The 3,722-nt window shown below is 43.9% G+C and carries 2 protein-coding genes; both read left to right on the forward strand.

What is annotated here, in order from left to right:
- Positions 1-118 precede the first annotated feature (118 nt).
- Positions 119-1,504, forward strand: coding sequence for a glutamate decarboxylase (locus HW45_RS25875; protein WP_006070210.1), 1,386 nt, complete (start codon positions 119-121; stop codon positions 1,502-1,504).
- 145 nt (positions 1,505-1,649) lie between these two features.
- Complete coding sequence (gene aspT / locus HW45_RS25880) at positions 1,650-3,539, forward strand: aspartate-alanine antiporter (protein WP_081875906.1); 1,890 nt, start codon at positions 1,650-1,652, stop codon at positions 3,537-3,539.
- Positions 3,540-3,722 lie beyond the last annotated feature (183 nt).

The following is a 3,722-nucleotide window of genomic DNA, read 5'->3' on the forward strand; positions in this document are numbered from 1 at the left end:
ATGGTTTTATTCATTTAATTGGTAATAATTCAATTCGACTTAAGCGAGACAGCTTTTTCAAAAACCAAACGCAGTGATATTACTGTTCTATCCAATTAAATAAATCTGGAGCTATATAATGCCTTTTGAAGAAAAGAATAATGCAGCTATCGATGATGTTTTTGCAAACAAACTATTAGACAAAACCATCGATAAATATACTTTCCCTAATGACGAGTCAAATCCTGATGCTGCATACCAGCTAGTATCTGATGAGCTTATTCTTGATGGTAACTCTCGTCAAAACCTAGCAACTTTTTGCCAAACTTGGGTAGACGGTAACATCCACAAAATCATGGACGAGTGCATCGACAAAAACATGATCGACAAAGATGAGTACCCACAAACAGCAGAAATCGAGAACCGTTGCGTTCATATGCTTGCTGATCTTTGGAACTCTCCAGATCCTGAAAACACGATGGGCTGTTCAACAACAGGTTCAAGTGAAGCGGCCATGCTTGGCGGTATGGCAATGAAATGGCGCTGGCGCGAGAAGCGTCGCAAGGAAGGTAAGCCAACTGACAAACCAAACCTAATTTGCGGTCCAGTACAAGTATGCTGGCACAAATTCGCTAAGTACTGGGATATCGAACTACGCGAAATTCCTATGGAAGGCGACCGACTACTAATGACTCCAGAAGAAGTTCTAGCCCGTGTTGACGAAAACACTATCGGTGTTGTTCCTACTCTTGGCGTAACGTTCACTTGTCAGTATGAACCTGTAAAAGCGATTGCTGATGCACTAGACAAACTGCAAGAAGAAACTGGCCTTGATGTACCAATGCACGTTGATGGCGCAAGTGGCGCATTCATCGCACCGTTCTGCGACCCTGAACTAGAGTGGGATTTCCGTATTCCTCGTGTTAAGTCAATCAACGCATCTGGCCACAAATATGGTCTTGCACCTCTTGGTGTGGGCTGGGTTGTCTTCCGCGAAGCAAGCGATCTTCCTGAAGATCTGATCTTCCGTGTTAACTACCTTGGTGGTGACATGCCAACATTCGCACTGAACTTCTCTCGCCCTGGCGGTCAGATCGTTGCTCAGTACTACAACTTCTTACGTTTGGGTAAAGAAGGTTATAAGCGTATCCACGACGCTTGCTACAACTCAGCTCAATACCTAGCTGATGAAGTAAGCAAAATGGGCTTATTCGACATCATTTACGATGGCCGCGGTGGTATTCCAGCTATGAGCTTTAGCTTAAAAGCGGACGTAGATGCAGGCTTTAACTTGTTTGACCTAAGTGACGCTATCCGCGCTCGTGGTTGGCAAATTGCCGCATATTCCATGCCTTCAAACCGCGAAGATTTGGTCATTATGCGCATCCTAGTTCGTCACGGTGTGAGTCACGACATGGTTGATCTACTCGTTCAAGATCTAAAACGCACAATCGAGAAATTTGAGAAATTCCCAATCGTTAACTCTGTTGACGAAGAGAGCTCAAGCACGTTTAACCACGGTTAATCATCTCAAGCAAAGAGGGGCTAGTAGCCCTAGTCCCTCGCACTCTAATCACAATAATTATTGCGTACCAAAGCAGTCTGGTTCTTGTTCCGGGCTCTGGAGTTCTTTGGTTTGCATTTAGGAATCTAAGTAATCAGAGGTTAAAATGGCAACTCTAATGGGGCTATCTCCTTCTAAATATATTAAGCATATTTTTCTAAGTATGTTGGCAGTATTTATGCTGGCAGGAAATATCACTACAGATACAAATAGCGGCGCATCTGGCTTTGACATGTTCAATAATGTTCAAGCTCAAGAACAAACTACAGACCATGCTGCTGTTCAACATTCAACTACAAGCATCAAAGCTCCAGCAAAAGCAGAGCCTATGTGGGTAGTAAAAGTGTTCCGTGAACACCAAGCATTGGCAATCTTCATCACCCTGGGCTTGGGATATTGGTTAGGGGCAATCAAATTCGGTCACTTCAGCTTAGGTGCAGTAACAGGTACGCTAATCGCAGGTGTTATCATCGGTCAGCTTGATATCTCGATCTCTTCACAAGTTAAGTCAATGTTCTTCACGATGTTCCTATTCGCTGTAGGTTATGGTGTCGGCCCGCAATTTGTTCGAGGTGTTGCCAAAAATGGTGCTCCACAAGCGATATTCGCAGTAGTCATTTCATTTCTATGTTTCGCAGTAACGTACGCTGGTGCCAAAATTGCTGGTTACGATGTTGGTCTAGCTGCAGGCCTTTGGGCCGGCGCACAAACCATCTCCGCTTCTATCGGTCTAGCGACTGATGCAATCAACTCATCTGGTTTCAGCAATACTAAAGAGCTACTAGACCAAATTCCAGTGGCTTACGCTATCTGTTATCTGTTCGGTACTATTGGTACTGGTATGATCCTAGCTTATGTTGGTCCAACTCTACTCGGAGTTAACCTTGAAGAAGCTTGTAAAGACTACGAAAAAGAGATGTCTGCAGGTACACCAGAAGATGGTATTTCACGTGTTTGGCATCGCTCTGAATCTCGTACCTATGAGATCTCTGACGATATCAACGGTATGACAGTGGCTGAATTCGAATCTCAACACCACGCAGAACGCCTCTTCATTGAGAAGCTGAAACGCAATGGTGAAGTAGTGGATGTCGAGCCAACTATGGCGCTAGCGGCAAAAGACATTATTGCATTAACAGGTCATACCGATGCACTCGTACACGCTCAACAGTATTTAACAGAAGTAGCGGACGAGGAGCTTGATAACCTGCCATTAGAAACCGTAGACCTAGTTGTTACCAACAAAAAGTTCGCTGACCGCACATTGGTCTCACTAGCAGATGAAGATTACGCTCGTGGCGTGTTCCTAAACAAAATCAGTCGTGGTGCAGCAAGTCAAGAAGTACCCCTACTAGCACAAACTGAAATTCATCGTGGTGACGTACTAAGTATTACTGGTACTAAAACGCATACATCACGTATGGAAAAAGAAGTAGGCCATGTAGATAGAACGACAACTGAAACCGATATGGTTTGGGTTGGTCTCTTTATCGTAGTATTCGGTTTACTAGGCGCACTAGCTGTTAATATCGATGGTGCACCCGTTACTCTGTCTGTATCTGGCGGTGTTCTAATCGGTGGTTTGGTATTAGGTTGGTTACGCTCAATTCACCCAACATTTGCTCGACTTCCAGAACCAACACAGTGGTTTATGAACTCAGTTGGTCTTAATGTCTTTATTGCTATCGTAGGTATTTCTGCAGGTCCTGGCTTTGTGGCTGGCCTTAAAAACGTAGGTCCAGAACTGTTCTTAATCGGTGCGGCAGCAACGGCTATTCCAATGCTATTAGCTCCACTTATTGGTAAGTATATCTTTAAATTCCACCCAGCTATAAACCTAGGTATTTGTGGTGGTGCACGTACGAGTACTGCTTCAGTCGCTATGGTAGGTGAGAAAGCGAAAAGCAACATCCCTATGCTTGGTTACACTGTTCCTTATGCGGTATCCAATACCCTATTGACCTTAATGGGTATGTTTATGGTGTTATTCTACTAATAGGTAGCAGTCATGAACAATTACCACCCTCGATGATCAATTAAGCCCCTTACTTTTGTAAGGGGCTTTTTTATGCGAGTTGGCTTTGTTGCCGAAATCGAACGAACTAAATCACAATCTTACGATCAGATCAGAGACATTCATTTACTGACTTTGATTTCATGCCGAAGCCTCGCTATAAAG

This window comes from Vibrio sp. ER1A (genome assembly GCF_000733315.1).
In the GTDB taxonomy this organism is placed as follows: domain Bacteria; phylum Pseudomonadota; class Gammaproteobacteria; order Enterobacterales; family Vibrionaceae; genus Vibrio; species Vibrio mediterranei.